Source organism: Pseudomonas sp. KBN12P06040, assembly GCF_037574965.1.
Classification (GTDB): Bacteria; Pseudomonadota; Gammaproteobacteria; order Pseudomonadales; family Pseudomonadaceae; genus Pseudomonas; species Pseudomonas aeruginosa.
Genome location: NZ_JBBELS010000001.1, coordinates 4,966,685 through 4,985,194 on the forward strand (window position 1 = coordinate 4,966,685; position 18,510 = coordinate 4,985,194).

The 18,510-nt window shown below is 66.0% G+C and carries 16 protein-coding genes; 11 read left to right on the forward strand and 5 right to left on the reverse strand.

Annotated features, from left to right (window positions below; translation table 11 throughout):
- The first annotated feature begins 39 nt into the window (after positions 1 to 39).
- The 4 genes from VQ067_RS23340 to bifA all read left to right on the forward strand — a co-directional run bounded on the left by VQ067_RS23340 (position 40) and on the right by bifA (position 4,217).
- Positions 40 to 441: an ACT domain-containing protein gene (locus tag VQ067_RS23340; RefSeq protein ID WP_003094000.1), complete on the forward strand. Its 402-nt coding sequence runs from the start codon at positions 40 to 42 to the stop codon at positions 439 to 441.
- A gap of 1 nt (position 442) precedes the next feature.
- On the forward strand, positions 443 to 1,045 hold the full coding sequence (locus VQ067_RS23345; protein WP_003094003.1) for a LysE/ArgO family amino acid transporter: 603 nt from the start codon (positions 443 to 445) through the stop codon (positions 1,043 to 1,045).
- A gap of 346 nt (positions 1,046 to 1,391) precedes the next feature.
- Positions 1,392 to 1,973: a superoxide dismutase [Fe] gene (gene sodB / locus VQ067_RS23350; RefSeq protein WP_003094005.1), complete on the forward strand. Its 582-nt coding sequence runs from the start codon at positions 1,392 to 1,394 to the stop codon at positions 1,971 to 1,973.
- Between the two features lie 180 nt (positions 1,974 to 2,153).
- Complete coding sequence (bifA, locus tag VQ067_RS23355; RefSeq protein ID WP_003094007.1) at positions 2,154 to 4,217, forward strand: cyclic-di-GMP phosphodiesterase BifA; 2,064 nt, start codon at positions 2,154 to 2,156, stop codon at positions 4,215 to 4,217.
- Here bifA and VQ067_RS23360 read toward each other — a convergent pair whose 3' ends face one another.
- Both VQ067_RS23360 and VQ067_RS23365 read right to left on the reverse strand, forming a co-directional pair.
- Positions 4,218 to 5,120 (reverse strand): GIDE domain-containing protein, encoded by a 903-nt coding sequence (locus VQ067_RS23360; protein WP_033991149.1) that lies wholly within the window; start codon positions 5,118 to 5,120, stop codon positions 4,218 to 4,220.
- Between the two features lies 1 nt (position 5,121).
- Entirely contained in the window at positions 5,122 to 5,694 is a 573-nt protein-coding gene (locus VQ067_RS23365; protein WP_003094011.1) for a LemA family protein, read from the reverse strand.
- A 193-nt stretch (positions 5,695 to 5,887) separates the two neighbouring features.
- Here VQ067_RS23365 and VQ067_RS23370 point away from each other — a divergent pair, with 193 nt between their 5' ends.
- The 7 genes from VQ067_RS23370 to pncB all read left to right on the forward strand — a co-directional run bounded on the left by VQ067_RS23370 (position 5,888) and on the right by pncB (position 16,732).
- Positions 5,888 to 7,228, forward strand: a complete 1,341-nt coding sequence (locus VQ067_RS23370; RefSeq protein WP_003112765.1) for an imelysin family protein — start codon at positions 5,888 to 5,890, stop codon at positions 7,226 to 7,228.
- A 162-nt stretch (positions 7,229 to 7,390) separates the two neighbouring features.
- Entirely contained in the window at positions 7,391 to 8,812 is a 1,422-nt protein-coding gene (locus VQ067_RS23375) for a di-heme oxidoreductase family protein (protein WP_003141253.1), read from the forward strand.
- Between the two features lie 9 nt (positions 8,813 to 8,821).
- The gene (locus VQ067_RS23380) at positions 8,822 to 9,886 is read left to right on the forward strand and encodes an imelysin family protein (protein WP_003141254.1); all 1,065 of its coding nucleotides are present in this window, start codon (positions 8,822 to 8,824) and stop codon (positions 9,884 to 9,886) included.
- A 10-nt stretch (positions 9,887 to 9,896) separates the two neighbouring features.
- On the forward strand, positions 9,897 to 10,991 hold the full coding sequence (locus VQ067_RS23385) for a DUF1513 domain-containing protein (RefSeq protein WP_021264170.1): 1,095 nt from the start codon (positions 9,897 to 9,899) through the stop codon (positions 10,989 to 10,991).
- 169 nt (positions 10,992 to 11,160) lie between these two features.
- Positions 11,161 to 12,291 (forward strand): multidrug efflux RND transporter periplasmic adaptor subunit MexV, encoded by a 1,131-nt coding sequence (mexV, locus tag VQ067_RS23390; RefSeq protein ID WP_003102651.1) that lies wholly within the window; start codon positions 11,161 to 11,163, stop codon positions 12,289 to 12,291.
- 50 nt (positions 12,292 to 12,341) lie between these two features.
- Positions 12,342 to 15,398 carry a multidrug efflux RND transporter permease subunit MexW gene (gene mexW, locus VQ067_RS23395; RefSeq protein ID WP_003141256.1) on the forward strand — a complete coding sequence of 1,019 codons (3,057 nt, stop codon included), beginning with the start codon at positions 12,342 to 12,344 and terminating at the stop codon, positions 15,396 to 15,398.
- Positions 15,399 to 15,535: 137 nt separating this feature from the next.
- Positions 15,536 to 16,732 (forward strand): nicotinate phosphoribosyltransferase, encoded by a 1,197-nt coding sequence (gene pncB / locus VQ067_RS23400; protein ID WP_003102657.1) that lies wholly within the window; start codon positions 15,536 to 15,538, stop codon positions 16,730 to 16,732.
- Between the two features lie 127 nt (positions 16,733 to 16,859).
- On the opposite strand, the gene VQ067_RS23405 is transcribed toward pncB, so the two are convergent.
- From VQ067_RS23405 to VQ067_RS23415, 3 genes are read right to left on the reverse strand one after another with little or no spacing between them, the layout of a single operon-like run.
- Positions 16,860 to 17,102 (reverse strand): hypothetical protein, encoded by a 243-nt coding sequence (locus VQ067_RS23405; RefSeq protein WP_003134699.1) that lies wholly within the window; start codon positions 17,100 to 17,102, stop codon positions 16,860 to 16,862.
- On the reverse strand, positions 17,099 to 17,803 hold the full coding sequence (locus tag VQ067_RS23410) for a lipopolysaccharide kinase InaA family protein (protein ID WP_003094029.1): 705 nt from the start codon (positions 17,801 to 17,803) through the stop codon (positions 17,099 to 17,101). Before VQ067_RS23410 ends, VQ067_RS23405 begins: the two co-directional genes overlap by 4 nt.
- 2 nt (positions 17,804 to 17,805) lie before the next feature.
- On the reverse strand, positions 17,806 to 18,489 hold the full coding sequence (locus VQ067_RS23415; RefSeq protein WP_340080918.1) for a class I SAM-dependent methyltransferase: 684 nt from the start codon (positions 18,487 to 18,489) through the stop codon (positions 17,806 to 17,808).
- Positions 18,490 to 18,510: the final 21 nt, after the last annotated feature.

An 18,510-nucleotide genomic window follows, 5' to 3' on the forward strand; every position in this document is an offset into this window, starting at 1 on the left:
TCGCCAGCACTTTTCCGATTCACCCGACGCGGACCGACCATGGCTGGCGAAACCTCGCTGCGCACCCTGCTGCGCACGCTCACTCCCGAACTCAATCCCGGCGACTATGTGTTCTGTACCTGCGCCGATGGCGCGCTGCCGAACGGCGCCGAGCCGCTCGCCAGCTTCCGCGAGCGCGAGGGCCTGACCCTGGTGCTCGAACGCCGGCAGGCCGAACGCCTGGGCCTGCCCTACGAATACGTGGCGGCCTGGATCACCCTGACGGTGCACTCCTCGCTGGCGGCGGTGGGCCTGACCGCCGCCTTCGCCACGGCGCTAGCCGAAGCCGGGATCAGTTGCAACGTGATGGCCGGCTATTTCCACGACCACCTGTTCGTCGCCCGCGACGAGGGCCGGCGCGCCCTCGCCGTGCTCCAGCGGCTGGCGGCGGAGGCACACTGACATGTGGCAGAGCTATCTCAACGGCATCCTGGTGGCTGCCGGCCTGATCATCGCCATCGGCGCGCAGAATGCCTTCGTCCTCGCGCAGAGCCTGCGCCGCGAGCATCACCTCTCGGTGGCCGCGCTCTGCGTGTTCTGCGACGCGGTGCTGGTCAGCCTCGGCGTGTTCGGCCTGGCCAAGCTGCTGCTGGAAAACCCGACGCTGCTGGCCATCGCCCGCTGGGGCGGGATCGCCTTCCTGACCTGGTATGGGCTCAAGGCGCTGCTTCGCGCGTTGCGCCCGGACGCTCTCGGCAACGCCGCGGAAACCGGGCCACGCTCGCGCAAGGCGGTGCTTCTGGCGGCACTGGCGGTCACCCTGCTCAACCCCCACGTCTATCTCGATACCGTACTTCTGATCGGTTCGCTCGGCGCCCAGCAAGCCGCGCCGGGCGCCTATGCCCTCGGCGCGGCCAGCGCCTCGCTGATGTGGTTCTTCGCCCTCGCCCTCGGCGCGGCATGGCTGGCCCCCTGGCTGGCGCGCCCGGCCACCTGGCGCCTGCTCGACCTGATGGTGGCGGCCATGATGCTGGGCATGGCCGCGCAACTGCTGTTCCGGGGATAACGCGGTTTCCGTCTACCCGAGCGAACCCTCGCGCCGCCAGGCAGTCCAGAGAGAATGCGGCGGTGTTCGCCGGCGAGCTTGCAGAAGCCCGTCGCAGCGCGCCGCCGCCGGCCTTTGCCCCTACAGTTGCTGCGTGGATATGCCCCGACACGGGTGCTATGATCCGGAGTTCGCGGCACTGGGAGCCTAGGCTCCGAGTCGCACCCGGCGCCCTTTCCGGAGCGCTCCGCCGAACGTCCCCCCGGGGATCCAGGACGGGCTCCCGGACAGGCATCGGACCGGCCCCGTGAACCGGTCGCGCGCTAGCCGCGCCAGTCCTGACCTGAGGAAGAATAGGAGAGACACCATGGCTTTCGAATTGCCGCCGCTGCCTTACGAAAAGAACGCCCTTGAGCCGCACATTTCCGCAGAAACCCTGGAATACCACCACGACAAGCACCACAACACCTACGTGGTGAACCTGAACAACCTGATCCCGGGTACCGAGTTCGAAGGCAAGAGCCTCGAAGAGATCGTCAAGAGCTCCTCCGGCGGCATCTTCAACAACGCCGCCCAGGTGTGGAACCACACCTTCTACTGGAACTGCCTGAGCCCGAACGGCGGTGGCCAGCCCACCGGCGCCCTGGCCGACGCCATCAACGCCGCCTTCGGCTCCTTCGACAAGTTCAAGGAAGAGTTCACCAAGACTTCCGTCGGCACCTTCGGTTCCGGCTGGGGCTGGCTGGTGAAGAAGGCCGACGGCTCCCTGGCCCTGGCCAGCACCATCGGTGCCGGCAACCCGCTGACCAGCGGCGACACCCCGCTGCTGACCTGCGACGTCTGGGAACACGCCTACTACATCGACTACCGCAACCTGCGTCCGAAGTACGTCGAGGCGTTCTGGAACCTGGTCAACTGGGACTTCGTAGCGAAGAATTTCGCTGCCTGAGTCTGATCAGAACCACGAAAAAGCCCGGCATTCGCCGGGCTTTTTCGTTTTAATCTGCGGTCCAGGAGCCATCGTCTACCCTCAGGAACTGGTAGACCTTCGCTCGTGATAGCCTCTTGAGGTAAACAAGCTCTTCCTACCGGCTTGTCTTTCGCCCTGGCGACGAACAAGGAAGGCCCCTTGAAACTGGACTCCCGACACAGCCTCTCGCTCAAGCTGCTGCGTGTCGTGCTACTGGCGGCGCTGGCCGTTGGCGTAGTGCTCAGTTGCGCGCAGATCGTCTTCGACGCCTACAAGGCCAAGCAGGCGGTGAGCAGCGACGCCCAACGCATCCTCGCGATGGTCCGCGACCCTTCCACCCAGGCGGTCTACAGCCTCGACCGGGAAATGGCGATGCAGGTCCTCGAAGGCCTGTTCCAGCACGAGGCGGTGCGCCAGGCGAGCATCGGCCATCCCGGCGAGCCGATGCTGGCGGAGAAATCCAGGCCGCTGCTGGACCTGCCGACGCGCTGGCTGACCGACCCGATCCTCGGCCAGGAACGCACCTTCAGCATTCGACTGATCGGCCGCCCGCCCTATAGCGAATACTACGGCGACCTGAAGATCACCCTGGACACCGCGCCCTACGGCGAGAACTTCGTCACCACTTCGGAAATCATCTTCATCTCCGGCATTCTCCGCGCCCTGGCCATGGGCCTGGTACTGTTCCTGGTCTACCACTGGATGCTGACCAAGCCGCTGTCGAAGATCATCGAGCACCTGGTCAGCATCAATCCCGACCGCCCCAGCCAGCACCAGTTGCCGCTGCTCAAGGGGCACGAACGCAACGAGCTGGGGCTCTGGGTGACCACCGCCAACCAGTTGCTCGCCTCGATCGAAAGCAACAGCCACCTGCGTCGCGAGGCCGAAGACAACCTGCTGCGCATTTCCCAGTACGACTTCCTCACCGGCCTGCCGAACCGCCAGTTGCTGCAACAGCAACTCGACCAGATCCTCGACGGCGCCGGCCGCCAGCAGCGCCGGGTGGCAGTGCTGTGCCTGGGCCTCGACGATTTCAAGGGGATCAACGAGCAGTACACCTACCAGCTCGGCGACCAGCTGCTGATCGCCCTCGCCGACCGCCTGCGCGGGCACAGCGCGCGGCTCGGTTCGCTGGCGCGCCTGGGCGGCGACCAGTTCGCCCTGGTCCAGGCCGACATCGAGCAACCCTACGAGGCGGCCGAACTGGCGCAGAGCATCCTCGACGGCCTGGAAGCGCCGTTCGAGATCGACCAGCACGAGGTGCGCCTGCGCGCCACCATCGGTATCACCCTGTTCCCCGAGGACGGCGAGACCACGGAGAAACTGCTGCAGAAGGCCGAGCAGACCATGACCCTGGCCAAGACCCGCTCGCGCAACCGCTACCAGTTCTACATCGCCAGCGTGGACAGCGAAATGCGTCGCCGCCGGGAACTGGAAAAGGACCTGCGCGACGCCCTGCAGCGCCACGAGCTGCACCTCGTCTACCAGCCGCAGGTGGACTACCGCGACCACCGCGTGGTCGGCGTCGAGGCACTGCTGCGCTGGCAACATCCGTTGCACGGCTTCGTCCCGCCGGACCTGTTCATCCCGCTGGCGGAACAGAACGGCAGCATCTTCAGCATCGGCGAGTGGGTGCTCGACCAGGCCTGCCGGCAGTTGCGCGAATGGCACGACCAGGGCTTCGACGACCTGCGCATGGCGGTCAATCTTTCCACCGTGCAGCTCCACCACAACGCCCTGCCACGGGTGGTCAGCAACCTGCTGCAGGTCTACCGCCTGCCGGCGCGCAGCCTGGAGCTGGAAGTCACCGAGACCGGCCTGATGGAGGACATCTCCACTGCCGCCCAGCACCTCCTCAGCCTGCGCCGCGCCGGCGCGCTGATCGCCATCGACGATTTCGGCACCGGCTATTCCTCGCTGAGCTACCTGAAGAGCCTGCCGCTGGACAAGATCAAGATCGACAAGAGTTTCGTCCAGGACCTGCTGCAGGACGAGGACGACGCGACCATCGTTCGCGCCATCATCCAGCTCGGCAAGAGCCTGGGCATGCAGGTGATCGCCGAGGGCGTGGAAACCGCCGAGCAGGAGGCGTACATCATCGCCGAAGGTTGCAACGAAGGTCAGGGCTACCTGTACAGCAAGCCGCTGCCGGCCAGGGAACTGACCCAGTACCTCAAGCAGGCGCGACGCCTGAGCCAGGCCACCAGCAGCGAACGGCCCTGATCAGAACAGGCGGCTGAACAGCCAGCCCGCCAATAGCGCGCTGCCCAGGCAGAGCAACGCGGCCCCCGCCGCCTGGCGGCGCAGTTGCACGGCGAGATCGTCCTCGCCCTGGCTGGAGAGAATGAAGGGATGCGCCTCCCCCGGCTTGCCGAGCCGGTGGCGGGTCGGCGCGGCGCTGCTTGCCCGATGCCGATCCTCGGCCTCCAGCCGTGCCGCCAGGCGCACCCGGTTCCATTCGCGCTCGTCCAGCTCGCCGCTGCCGTCGCTGTCGAAGCGCGCCAGCAGCCCGTGGAAATCGCCCTTCCATTCACGGATCACCGCACCCTGCGCCCGTTCGGCATCGAGTCCCTGGCGACCGCCACCGCTGCTGCGGAATTCGCCCAGCGCATAGAGCGGCTCGCCGGCATGCAGGCGCTCCTCGGTGTAGCGGTAAAGCCGCTCTCCGCCGACCAGGGTGCCGAAGCTCTCCAGCAGTCGCAGGGTATCGATCGGTGCTTCGCGAAAAGCCTCCCAGCGCTGCTGGGTCAAGGGTCGCACCTCGGCGCCGCGTGGGTCGACCAGGCAGGCATCGGTGGCATCGCGCAAGCCGAATGGCGACTCGCTGGCACCTTTGTCGACGGTGCGCCAGGCCTTCTCGCGGCCACTGCGCTTTTCCTCGACTTCGATGCGGTAGCGCCACCACAGGCACGGCTTGCCGGTCAAGGGAGCCTGCAGCGGGCCTTCCGGGCCCTCCTCGAGCACCCCGTAGAGTTCGACGAAACCCTGCGCCGCCGAACGGATCCGCGAGGTCGGTACGTCGCCGAGCAGGCGCGCCCGGGCAAGGCGGTGCACGAACTGCCAGCCGGCCCAGGCGCAGAGCCCCAGGCTGGCGGCGATGAACAGCCAGCGCAGGTCGAAGTCCATCTCAGCCGAACAGGGCCTTGAGATCGACGTCGGCCTTCTCCGCCTCGCTGAACTGCAACAGCTCGGCGGCCTTGAAGCCAGCGACACGGGCGATCAGCAGGTCGGGAAATTGCTCGATGCGCACGTTGTTCAGGTTCACCGCCTCGTTGTACAGCTCGCGGCGATCGGCGATCCCGTTCTCCAGGCCGCTGATGCGCTGGGAAAGGAACTGGAAACTTTCGTTGGCCTTGAGCTGCGGGTAGTTCTCGGCCAGCGCGAAAAGCTGCCCCAGGCCGGCGCGCAGGCCGCTCTCGGCCTTGCCCAGGGCATTCACGTCGGCGCGCTCGCGGGCGCTGGCGACGGCGTTGCGGGCGGCGATGACCCGCTCCAGGGTGGCGCGCTCGTGCTGCATGTATTGCTTGCAGGCCTCGACCAGCTTCGGCAGCTCGTCATGGCGCTGCTTGAGGAGCACGTCGATGTTGGCCCAGGCCTTGCCCACGGCGTGCTTCAGCCGTACCAGGCCGTTGTAGAGCACCACCGCGTAGCCGGCGAGCAGCAGCAGGACAACCCAGAAAGCGATAGCGGTCAGACTCATGGACGGAGCTCCGGACGAAGATACTGGCATTCTAGCTGCGCCCGACATGTCCAGGCACGACGGCGATCACGCTGCGCCCTTTTCAAAAATGCAAATCTTTCGCATTATGTGGCGGTTTTTTAACGCCCTCGCGGGTGTTTCCGACAAGCGCACGCCGCTTCGGCACGCCACCAATAAAGCAAAGGAATCCGCCATGACTCGTATGCCCCTGGCCACCGCCAGTCTGCTGGCCCTCGCCATCTCCCTCGCCGGCTGCGGCGACGACAAGAAAGCCGAAGCGCCCGCAACACCGGCGGCCAGCACGCAGCCCGCCGCGCCCGCCGCCGCCCCGGCCGCCAAGGTCGACGAGGCCGCCGCCAAGGCGGTGATCAAGAACTACGCGGACCTCGCCGAAGCCACCTTCGCCGATGCCCTGAGCACCGCCAAGGACCTGCAGAAAGCCATCGACGCGTTCCTCGCCAAGCCTGACGCGGAGACCCTGAAAGCCGCCAAGGAAGCCTGGTTCGCCGCTCGTACCCCCTACTCCCAGAGCGAAGCCTTCCGCTTCGGCAACGCGATCATCGACGACTGGGAAGGACAGGTTAACGCCTGGCCGCTGGACGAAGGCCTGATCGACTATGTCGCCAAGGACTACCAGCACGCCCTGGGCAACCCTGGCGCCACCGCCAACATCGTCGCCAACACCGAGATCCAGGTCGGCGAAGACAAGATCGACGTCAAGGAAATCACCGGCGAGAAACTGGCCAGCCTGAACGAGCTGGGCGGTTCCGAAGCCAACGTCGCCACCGGCTACCACGCCATTGAGTTCCTCCTCTGGGGCCAGGACCTGAACGGCACCGGTCCCGGCGCCGGCAATCGTCCGGCCACCGACTATGCCCAGGGCAAGGACTGCACCGGCGGCCATTGCGACCGTCGTGCCGCCTACCTGAAGGCCGTCACCGACCTGCTGGTCAGCGACCTCGAATACATGGCCGGACAGTGGAAAGCCGGCGTCGCCGACAACTACCGCGCCAAGCTGGAGGCCGAACCGGTGGATACCGGCCTGCGCAAGATGTTCTTCGGCATGGGCAGCCTGTCCCTCGGCGAACTGGCCGGCGAGCGCATGAAGGTCGCGCTGGAGGCCAACTCCACCGAAGACGAGCACGACTGCTTCAGCGACGACACCCACCACACCCTGTTCTTCAACGGCAAGAGCATCCGCAACATCTACCTCGGCGAGTACAAGCGCATCGACGGCAGCGTGGTCAAGGGCCCGAGCCTGGCCGACCTGGTCGCCAAGGCCGACGCCGCCGCCAACGACACCCTGAAGGCCGACCTGGCCGACACCGAGGCCAAGCTGCAGGCCATCGTCGACAGCGCCGAGAAGGATGGCGTGCACTTCGACCAGATGATCGCTCCGGACAACAAGGACGGCCAGCAGAAGATCCGCGACGCCATCGCCGCCCTGGTCAAGCAGACCGGCGCCATCGAGCAGGCCGCGGGCAAGCTGGGTATCCAGGACCTGAAGCCGGACAACGCCGACCACGAGTTCTGACTCCTTCCTGCGCCAACAGCGTGCGGCCCATGGCCGCACGCTGCGTTTCAGGGCCTCGAAAGCGGACTTCGCGGGCCTTTACAAACGCAAATCCCTCTTATTTTGATTAGCTCCAACTGGTAAGCTTGCGGGCTGTTTCTACGCAGTCCGGGATGTTCGCCGATGTCGTTGCCGTCACCTTCCATGCCGCTCGCCTGTCTCCTGACGGCGCTCCTTCTGGGCGGATGCGGCGCCGACGACGAACCGCTGCGCGCCGAGCCCGGTGAACACCTGTCCGGGGGCGCGACCACGGTGCTGCAAAGCGACCGCAACGCCTTCTCCCTGCCCTCCGCCAACCTCGCCCCGAGCCGGCGCCTGGACTTCAGCGTGGGCAACAGTTTCTTCCGCAACCCCTGGGTCATCGCCCCTTCCTCCACCACCGCGCGCGACGGTCTGGGACCGCTGTTCAATACCAACGCCTGCCAGAACTGCCATGTGAAGGACGGCCGCGGCCACCCGCCGGGAGCGGACGCGGTCAGCGCGGTGTCGATGCTGGTACGCCTGTCGATCCCGGCCGGCCCTGCGGACGGCAAGACCCTGTTGCACCAGGGGGTGATTCCCGAGCCGACCTACGGCGGCCAGTTGCAGGACGTCGGCATTCCCGGCGTCGCCCCGGAAGGCAAGGTGCGGATGGACTACGAGCCGCTGAAGGTGAGGTTCGAGGACGGCACCGAGGTCGAACTGCGCAAGCCGATCCTGCGGATCAGCCAGCTCGGCTATGGGCCGATGCATCCGCAGACGATGTTTTCCGCCCGCGTCGCCCCGCCGATGATCGGGCTCGGCCTGCTCGAGGCGATTCCCGATGAGGCGATCCTGGCCAATGCCGATCCGGACGACCGCAACGGCGACGGTATCCGCGGGCGCGCCAACCAGGTCTGGGATGCCGCGCGGCAGCGCACCGCGCTCGGCCGCTTCGGCTGGAAGGCCGGCCAGCCGGATATCCCGCAGCAGAACGCGCACGCCTTCGCCAACGACATGGGCCTGACCAGCAGCCTGCTGCCCCACGACGACTGCAGCGCCGCCCAGGTCGAGTGCCGCCGGGCGCCCGACGGCGGCGAGCCGGAAGTCAGCGACAACATCTTCGCCCAGGTGCTGTTCTACAGCCGCAACCTGGCGGTCCCGGCGCGGCGCAAGGTGGACGACCCGCAGGTGCTGGCCGGCAAGCGCCTGTTCGCCCAGGCCAACTGCGTGGCCTGCCACGTTCCCGCCTTCACTACCGGTTCCGACGCCAGCGAGCCGGAGCTGGCCAACCAACGGATTCGTCCCTATTCCGACCTGTTGCTGCATGACATGGGCGACGGCTTGGCGGACAATCGCCCGGAATTTCTCGCCAGCGGGCGGGACTGGCGAACCCCGCCGCTATGGGGCATCGGCCTGACCGAAACGGTCAACGGTCACACCCAGTTCCTCCACGACGGGCGCGCCCGCAATCTGCTGGAGGCGATCCTCTGGCACGGCGGCGAAGCCGAAGCGGCCAAGCGGCACGTGCTCGGCTTCGACGCCGACCAGCGCAGCGCCCTGCTGGCCTTCCTGAATTCACTCTGAGGAGCCCACATGTTCCGCCCACGACTGCTCTTGACCAGCCTCGCCATCGCCCTCGGCGCCTGTTCGCCGCAAGACCCGCAGGCCGTCACCAGTGCCGCCCTGGCGCAACAGGTGATCCTGCCGACCTACAGCCGCTGGGTGGAGGCCGACCAGGCCCTGGCCAGCAGCGCCCTGGCCTACTGCCAGGGCAAGGAAGACCTGGCCAAGGCCCGCGACGCGTTCCACGCCGCGCAGAAGGCCTGGGCCGAGCTGCAACCGCTGCTGATCGGCCCGCTGGCCGAGGGCAACCGCGCCTGGCAGGTGCAGTTCTGGCCGGACAAGAAGGATCTGGTCGGGCGCCAGGTCGAACAGTTGCTGAAGAACAACCCGCAGGTCGACGCCGCGGCCCTGGCCAAGGCCAGCGTGGTGGTGCAGGGGCTCTCCGCCTACGAATACATCCTCTTCGACAGCAAGATCGACCTCGCTGACGCCGCCACCAAGGCCCGCTATTGCCCGTTGCTGGAAGCCATCGGCACCCACCAGCAGCAACTGGCCCAGGACATCCTGGCGCGCTGGAAGAACGACGGCGGCATGCTCACCCAGATGAGCAAGTTCCCCAACGACCGCTACGCCGACGCCCACGAGGCGATCGCCGAGCTGCTGCGGGTCCAGGTCACCGCCCTGGACATGCTGAAGAAGAAACTCGGTACTCCGCTGGGCCGGCAGAGCAAGGGCATTCCCCAGCCCTACCAGGCCGAGGCCTGGCGCAGCAACGCCTCGCTGGCCAGCCTGGACGCCAGCCTGAGCGGCGCCCAGGCGCTCTGGGAAGGTATCGACGGCAAGGGCCTGAAGACCCTGCTGCCGGCCGAACAGAAGGCCCTGGCCGGCAAGATCGACGCCGCCTACGTCGACAGCCACGCGAAGCTGGCGGCGCTGGAACAGAAACCGCTCTCCGAACTGCTCGCCAGCGAAGACGGGCGCAACCAGCTCAACGCCCTCTATGACAGCCTGAACGTGGTCCACCGCCTGCACGAAGGCGACCTGGCCCGCGCCCTCGGCGTGCAACTGGGCTTCAACGCCAACGATGGCGACTGAGGTTGGCACCATGCTGCGACGTCATGTGATCGGCCTGGGCAGCCTGCTGCTCGGCGCCTTGTCCTTCGGCGGCTGGAGCTTCAGCCGCCAGGGTAGCCAACCGCTGGTGCTGTCGGCGCGCGACGACGCCGATGGCCAGCATTACGCGGTGGGCTACCGCCTGGACGGCAAGTGCCAGTTCGCCACCCGCGTGGCCCAGCGCTGCCACGACATCGTCCAGCACCCGAGCCTGCCGCTGGCGCTGTTCGTCGCCCGCCGGCCAGGCACCGAAAGCTACCTGATCGACCTGAACGACGGTCGCCTGCTGCAGACCCTGGTCTCGCAGAAAGACCGCCACTTCTACGGCCACGGCGTGTTCCACCAGAGCGGCGAGTGGCTCTACGCCACCGAGAACGACACTACCGATCCCGGTCGCGGCGTGCTCGGCGTCTACCGTTTCGACGGCGAGCGACTGCAGCACAGCGGCGAGATCTCCACCCACGGCCTCGGGCCGCACCAGGTTTCCTGGATGCCCGACGGCGAGACCCTGGTAGTGGCCAACGGCGGCATTCGCACCGAGGCGGAAAGCCGGGTCGAGATGAACCTCGACGCCATGGAGCCCAGCCTGGTGCTGATGCGCCGCGACGGCAATCTGCTGTCCAAGGAAACCCTGGCGCAGCAGATGAACAGCGTCCGCCACCTGGCGATCGGTCGCGACGGCACCATCGTCGCCGGCCAGCAGTTCATGGGCGATGCCCACGAACATGCCGACCTGCTGGCGATCAAGCGCCCCGGCCGTCCCTTCGAAGCCTTCCCGGTGGCCGAGGAGCAGCGCCTGGCGATGGCCCAGTACACCGCCAGCGTGGCGATCCACGACGACCTGCGCCTGGTGGCCCTGACCGCCCCGCGCGGCAACCGTTTCTTCATCTGGGACCTGGACAGCGGTGCCGTACGCCTCGACGCGCCGTTGCCGGACTGCGCCGGCGTGGGCGCGGTGAAGAACGGCTTCGTCGTCACATCCGGACAGGGCCGTTGCCGCTTCTACGACTGCCAGGGCGAGCGCATCGCCGCGCAACCGCTGGAGCTGCCTGCCGGCCTCTGGGACAACCACCTGCACCTGGCCTGAGAGCGCGGCATCAACCTCTCGCCATACCGGTCCGCGAAAGTCGGAAGCGACCTGCAACACGCTTGAAATCTTTCGCCAATCCTGTGCTTTGACAAGCCTTGAAAGCTGCACGTAATGTGTCGGATTCGCCCCGAAACGGGGCGCTCTCGGCATACCAGGGACCAGGATTATGTTGCTCCGCCGCATGTTGATCATGCTCGCCGCGGTGATCGCCGTGGTGGCGATTCTCGCCGGCTACAAGGTCTACTCCATCCGTCAGCAGATCGCCCTTTTCAGCGCACCGAAACCGCCGATCAGCGTGACCGCCAGCCTGGCCGAAAAGCGTCCCTGGCAGAGCCGCCTGCCAGCCATCGGCAGCCTCAAGGCATTCCAGGGCGTGACCCTCACCGCCGAAGTCTCCGGCACGGTACGCGACGTACTGTTCCTTTCCGGCGACCAGGTGAAGCTGGACCAACCGCTGATCCAGCTGGAAAGCGACGTCGAGGAAGCCACCCTGCGCACTGCCGAGGCCGATCTCGGCCTGGCCAGGGCCGAGTACCAGCGCGGCCGCGAACTGATCGGCAGCAAGGCCATCTCGAAAAGCGAATTCGACCGTCTCGCCGCGCAGTGGGCCAAGACCAGCGCCACCGTCGCCGAGCTGAAGGCGGCGCTGGCGAAGAAGCGCGTGCTCGCGCCCTTCGCCGGGACCATCGGCATCCGCCAGGTGGACGTCGGCGACTACGTCTCGCCCGGGACGCCGATCGCCACCTTGCAGGACCTTTCCACCCTGCTCCTGGATTTCCACCTGCCCGAGCAGGACTTCCCCCTGCTCAGCCGCGGCCAGTTGGTGAAGGTCCGGGTCGCCGCCTACCCCGGCCAGGTGTTCGACGCCGAGATCGCCGCCATCAACCCCAAGGTCGACAACGAGACCCGCAACCTGCAGGTCCGCGCCGCCCTGGAGAACCCGGACGGCAAGCTGCTGCCGGGCATGTTCGCCAACCTCGAGGTGATGTTGCCTGGCGAGGAACAACGCGTCGTGGTGCCGGAGACGGCGATCACCTTCACCCTCTACGGCGACTCGATCTACGTCGTCGGGCAGAAGAAGGACGAGCAGGGCCAGGTGTCGAAGGATGACAAGGGCCAGCCGCAACGGGTCGTCGAGCGCCGCTTCGTCAGGATCGGCGAACGCCGCGAAGGCCTGGCGGTGGTGCTCGAAGGCCTGGAGGGCGGCGAGCAGGTAGTGACTTCCGGGCAACTGAAGCTCGACAACGGCGCCGCGGTGGCCATCGTCGCCGAGCGGGACCTCCAGCAAGAGCACTGAGTCGCGCGCCTTCCCGCTCCAAGGCGGAAGGCTTGCCAAGGGACTGAAACATGGCTTTTACCGATCCGTTCATCCGTCGTCCGGTCCTGGCGAGCGTGGTCAGCCTGCTGATCGTCCTGCTCGGCATGCAGGCCTTCAGCAAGCTGGTGATCCGCGAGTATCCGCAAATGGAGAACGCGCTGATCACGGTGACCACGCTCTACGCCGGAGCCAACGCGGAGACCATCCAGGGCTACATCACCCAGCCGCTGCAGCAGAGCCTGGCCAGCGCCGAAGGCATCGACTACATGACCTCGGTGAGCCGGCAGAACTATTCGACCATCTCCATCTACGCGCGGATCGGCGCCAATACCGATCGCCTGGTCACCGAGCTGCTGGCCAAGTCCAACGAAGTGAAGAGCCAACTGCCGCCGGACGCCGAGGACCCGGTGCTGCAGAAGGAGGCCGCGGATGCCTCGGCGCTGATGTACATCAGCTTCTACAGCGAGCAGATGAACAACCCGCAGATCACCGACTACCTGTCGCGGGTGATCCAGCCCAAGCTGGCGACCCTGCCCGGTATCGCCGAGGCGGAGATCCTCGGCAACCAGGTGTTCGCCATGCGCCTGTGGCTGGACCCGGTGAAGATGGCCGCGTTCGGCGTCACCGCCGGCGAGATCAACCAGGCGGTGCAGCAGTACAACTTCCTCGCCGCCGCCGGCGAGGTGAAGGGCCAGTTGGTGGTCACCAGCGTCAATGCTTCCACCGACCTCAAGTCGCCCCAGGCCTTCGCCGCCATCCCGGTGAAGACCGACGGCGACCGCCGGGTGCTGATGGGCGATGTCGCACGGGTCGAACTGGGCGCCGCCAGCTACGACGCGATCAGTTCGTTCAATGGGATTCCCTCGGTCTACATCGGCATCAAGGGCACGCCCAGCGCCAACCCGCTGGACGTGATCAAGGAAGTGCGGGCGAAGATGCCCGAACTGGAAGAGCAATTGCCGCCCAACCTCAAGGTGTCCATCGCCTACGACGCCACGCGCTTCATCCAGGCCTCCATCGACGAAGTGGTGAAGACCCTCGGCGAGGCGGTGCTGATCGTCATCGTGGTGGTGTTCCTGTTCCTCGGCGCGTTCCGTTCGGTACTGATCCCGGTGGTGACCATTCCGCTGTCGATGATCGGCGTGTTGTTCTTCATGCAGGCCATGGGCTACTCGATCAACCTGCTGACCCTGCTGGCGATGGTCCTGGCCATCGGCCTGGTGGTGGACGACGCGATCGTGGTGGTGGAAAACATCCACCGCCACATCGAGGAGGGCAAGCCGCCCTTCGAGGCCGCCCTGGAGGGCGCGCGGGAGATCGCCGTGCCGGTGGTCAGCATGACCATCACCCTCGCCGCGGTCTACGCGCCGATCGGCTTTCTCACCGGCCTCACCGGCGCCCTGTTCAAGGAATTCGCCTTCACCCTGGCCGGCGCGGTGATCATTTCCGGGATCGTCGCCCTGACCCTGTCGCCGATGATGTGCTCGCGCCTGTTGCGCCACGAGGAGAATCCCTCGGGCCTGGCGCATCGCCTCGACCTGATCTTCGAGGGCCTGAAGCGACGCTACCAGCGCGCCCTCCACGGCACCCTGGACACCCGTCCGGTGGTCCTGGTGTTCGCCGTGCTGGTACTGGCGCTGATCCCGGTACTGCTGATGTTCACCAAGAAGGAGCTGGCGCCGGAAGAGGACCAGGGCATCGTGTTCCTCATGACCAACTCGCCGCAGACCGCCAACCTCGACTACCTGAATCGCTATACCGCCGAGTTCGAAGGCATCTTCCGCAGCTTCCCGGAGTATTACTCGGCGTTCCAGATCAACGGCTACAACGGCGTCCAGGCCGGCATCGGCGGCATGCTGCTCAAGCCCTGGGACGAACGCGAAAAGAGCCAGATGGAATTGCTCCATGCGGTGCAGGCGAAGCTCAACGAGATTCCCGGCGTGCAGATCTTCGCCTTCAACCTGCCGTCGCTACCGGGCACCGGCGAGGGCCTGCCATTCCAGTTCGTGCTCAACACCGCCAACGACTACGAGTCGCTGCTGCAAGTGGCGCAACGGGTGAAGCAGCGCGCCAGCGAGTCCGGCAAGTTCGCCTTCCTCGATCTCGACCTGGCGTTCGACAAACCCGAGCTGGTGGTCGACATCGACCGCGAGAAGGCCGCGCAGATGGGCGTCTCCATGCAGGACCTGGGGGTGGCGCTGGCCAGCCTGCTCGGCGAGGGCGAGATCAACCGCTTCACCATCGACGGGCGCAGCTACAAGGTCATCGCCCAGGTCGAACGCCCCTATCGCGACAATCCCGGCTGGCTCGGCAGCTACTACGTGAAGAGCCGCAACGGCCAACTGGTCGCCCTCTCGACCCTGATCGAGACCCACGAACGGGCACGGCCGCGGCAACTGAACCAGTTCCAGCAGCTCAACTCGGCGATCATCTCCGGCTTCCCCATCGTCAGCATGGGCGAGGCCATCGAGACAGTTCAGCAGATCGCCCGCGAGGAAGCCCCGCGCGGCTTCGCCGTCGACTACGCCGGCGCTTCCCGGCAATACGTGCAGGAAGGCAGCGCATTGCTGGTCACCTTCGGACTGGCCCTGGCGATCATCTTCCTGGTCCTCGCCGCACAGTTCGAAAGCTTCCGCGATCCGCTGGTGATCATGGTCACCGTGCCGCTGTCGATCTGCGGTGCGCTGATACCGCTGTTCCTCGGCGTGTCGAGCCTGAACATCTATACCCAGGTCGGCCTGGTGACACTGATCGGCCTGATCAGCAAACACGGCATCCTGATCGTCGAGTTCGCCAACCAGTTGCGCCACGAACAGGGGCTGGGGCGTCGCGAGGCCATCGAGCAGGCCGCCGCGATCCGCCTGCGGCCGGTACTGATGACCACCGCGGCGATGGTGCTCGGGGTGATCCCGCTGATCCTCGCCACCGGCGCCGGGGCGGTCAGTCGCTTCGACATCGGCATCGTGATCGCTACCGGCATGTCGGTGGGCACCCTCTTCACCCTGTTCGTCCTGCCGTGCATCTACACCCTGGTGGCCAGGCCGGATGCCCCGCCAGGCGTGACGCAAGCGGCAAACGCACACTGATCGGAAACGGCGGACAGCGACAACAGCGCTGTCCGCCGGCGCTGTCGCTCCATCCCACAGCCCTCCGGGCGCGATCCTATGTCCGCCGGCAGCCGCCTCCAGTAGACTGCCCGCTGAAACGCAGTGGTGAGACGAGCATGGCCGAGAGCGCTTTTTCCGAACGTATCGTGCAGAACCTGCTGGATACCGACTTCTACAAGCTGACCATGATGCAGGCGGTGCTGCACAACTATCCCAACGCCGAGGTGGAGTGGGAGTTCCGCTGCCGCAACCAGGAAGACCTGCGCCTGTACCTGCCGGCCATCCGCGAACAACTGGAATACCTGGCGGGCCTGGCGATCAGCGACGAGCAACTGGCCTTCCTCGAACGGATTCCCTTCCTCGCACCGGACTTCATCCGCTTCCTCGGGTTGTTCCGCTTCAACCCGCGCTACGTGCAGACCGGCATCGAGAACGACGAATTCTTCCTGCGCCTGAAAGGCCCCTGGCTGCACGTGATCCTCTTCGAAGTGCCGCTGCTGGCGATGATCAGCGAGGTGCGCAACCGCGCCCGCTACCCGGCCGCCACCGTCGAGCAGGCGCGCGAACGCCTGCAGGAAAAGTTCGATTGGCTGCGCCGGGAGGCCAGCGCCGAGGAACTGGCCGGCTTCAAGATGGCCGACTTCGGTACCCGCCGCCGCTTCTCCTATCGGGTCCACGAGGCGGTGGTGAGCGGTCTGAAGGAGGACTTTCCGGGCTGCTTCGTCGGCACCAGCAACGTCCACCTGGCACGCAAGCTCGACCTCAAGCCCCTCGGCACCATGGCCCACGAATGGCTGATGGCCCACCAGCAGCTCGGTCCGCGCCTGATCGACAGCCAGAGTGCCGCGTTGGACTGCTGGGTCCGCGAATACCGTGGGCTGCTCGGCATCGCGCTGACCGACTGCATCACCACCGATGCCTTCCTGCGCGACTTCGACCTCTATTTCGCCAAGCTCTTCGACGGCCTCCGCCACGACTCGGGCGACCCGTTGCTGTGGGCGGAAAAGACCATCGCCCACTACCTCAAGCTGGGCATCGACCCGTTGACCAAGACCCTGGTGTTCTCCGACGGCCTTGACCTGCCGCGGGCCCTGAAGATCTATCGCGCGTTGCAGGGCCGGATCAACGTCAGCTTCGGCATAGGCACGCATTTCACCTGCGACCTGCCGGGCGTCGAGCCGATGAACATCGTGGTGAAGATGAGCGCCTGCAACGGCCATCCGGTGGCAAAGATCTCCGATACGCCCGGCAAGGCGCAATGCCGGGACCCTGACTTCATCCACTACCTCAAGCACGTGTTCCAGGTCGCCTAGGGCAAGCCTGGCGCGCTGCGGCAAGGTGGCGCATGAGGCCTGGTCCTTATTCGGCCCATGCCTCCGACGATCTCATCGCCCATGAAAAAAAAGCCCCGCCAAGGCGGGGCTTTTTCGACAAGGAGACTCAGCGCGACAGGCTGGCTCCCCCCTGGGAAAGACCGAACATCAGCAGCAGGATGTCCTTGTTCGGCTGGACCTCCTGGCGCGTCGGCCGCTCGGCCTTGAGCACCGAAGGCGTCGGGCAGTACTCATGACCGCCGTTCATCTGCACCACGTTCGGCGCGGGTTCGTGCCAGGCGGCAGCCGCGGCTGTAGCCACGGCGAGAGCGCCGACCAGCAACAAACCTCGAGTGATTTCTAATTTCATGTCTGCAACCCTTTGATGGCGCTGCCAAACGCCGTCTGGTAACCATAGATGAAGGCTTGCCACTGCGCGCCAGTCCACGACGAACGGCGCTTCAACTGCTTCAGGTCGTGCTGGGACGCCTTGTTCACCGTAAGGCGGCGGCGGCTCTTCTCCAGGTCGATCAGCGCTACTTCGATGGCCTCGCCCTCGACGCGGACGAAGATGTGCTTCGGATAGAGACAACCGTGCTGCCAGTGGGCGAGATTCATCCGGGCAATGGTAGCGCCGATTTGTTGCAGAATTCTTTGGTGCTTCGCTTCGCCCCAGCGGTCCTGGTCACCGCGCGCATAGCACTCGTCGAGGCTGGAGAAACCCTCCAGGGCTTCGGTCACCAGCAGCGCCTGCCATTGTCCGTCGACCTTGCGGCAGCCGGAATAGACCAGGCGCGGCACGCGAATACCAAGCGACTCGAAGGCCCGTAGCGCATCGCGCTCGCGCATGGCGGTGGGATAGCCGAAAGGGCGCTGCCAGTCGCGGTAGACGTGGCCGGTCTGCTGCTTGCGATAGAGCAGCCGTCCATCGCCGGTGTACACCCGCTGCACGCCGCTGGCCCCGCCGCGCCGCTCGTTGGGCTCCTCGACCCAGCTGCCGGGTACCTGCAACCACTGGTCGATGGCGGAGTCGCCGGAGATACGTTGCAGGGATGCCAGATCGGGAGCCATCGTTATTCCTTTCGCAAGATATAGACCCGCCACATGTGATACAGCGGGATGAAATCGAGATGCTTCTGGACGACGAAGCCGGCGTCGCGGAACTCGCGCTCGACCGTTTCGGCTGGTAACACGAAGCGGTTCTGGTAGCCGGTCTGTTCCCCGTTCGCTACCCGCCGTGCCTCCATGCGCCTACGCTTCCAGGCCTTGAAATTGCCATCGACCCAGAGGGAAAGAATCACGCTGTCCCGCGTGACCCGGTGAAACTCGCGGAGCAGGACGCGTCGATCATCCGCCTCGCCGATGTGGTGGAGCAGCCGCATGCAGAAGATATTGTCCACCGAGCTGTCCGGCAGGTCGATGGCGAAAGCGGAAGTCTGCAAGGGCCGTACCCGTTTCACCACACCGTCCGGCTGGCCGGCGCAGGCGACCGCCAGCATGTCCGCGGAATTGTCGGCGCCGATGATCACCCGGTTGTCCTTTTCCGCCAGCAGCGGCCAGAAGCGTCCGGCGCCGCAGGGCAGGTCGAGCACCAGGTTGGGCTGCCCCGCGAGCTTCAGCGCGTGCAGGGCGAGTTGGACGTCGCGCCGGTGGGAAAGTTTCCGGGCGAGGCCGTCCTGATGCTTCTTCAGGTAGGCCTCAGCATGCTCGCGATCATACTTGTGAGAAAAGTCGAGGTCGACAGGCGGATTGTTCATGACGGGAACTCCAGGATTCAT